The organism is Bacillus sp. SIMBA_008 (assembly GCF_046535495.1).
Lineage (GTDB): Bacteria > Bacillota > Bacilli > Bacillales > Bacillaceae > Bacillus > Bacillus subtilis.
In genome coordinates this window covers 1-261 of sequence record NZ_JAWRWL010000689.1, presented here as the reverse complement: position 1 = coordinate 261, position 261 = coordinate 1, and the positions used below count along the sequence as shown (strand labels likewise).

The following is a 261-nucleotide window of genomic DNA, read 5'->3' as shown; positions in this document are numbered from 1 at the left end:
ATTTTGAGACAAAAGCTCAATACCTTCTTCTCCATTTTGTGCAATATCAAGATGAAAACCGAAGTTGTTAATAACGCTTTTGGCTAATTTCTGATTTAAAACATTGTCTTCGCAAAGCAGTATTTTAAGATGTCCCAAACTATTTTTAGTTACCAATTTAGGAGCAGTTTCAGTAGGATTTGCCTTTTTATAAGTTAAGGTAAAGAAAAATTCAGAACCTCGATTCAGTGTACTTTTCACCTGAATATCACCATTCTGAAG

1 protein-coding gene is annotated in these 261 nt (G+C 32.6%); it reads right to left on the bottom strand.

The genetic code is table 11. The features are described 5' to 3' along the window. Positions 1–240, bottom strand: a 240-nt coding sequence (locus SB658_RS25005) for a response regulator (protein ID WP_410603111.1), incomplete at its 3' end; no start/stop codon positions are given. Positions 241–261: the final 21 nt, after the last annotated feature.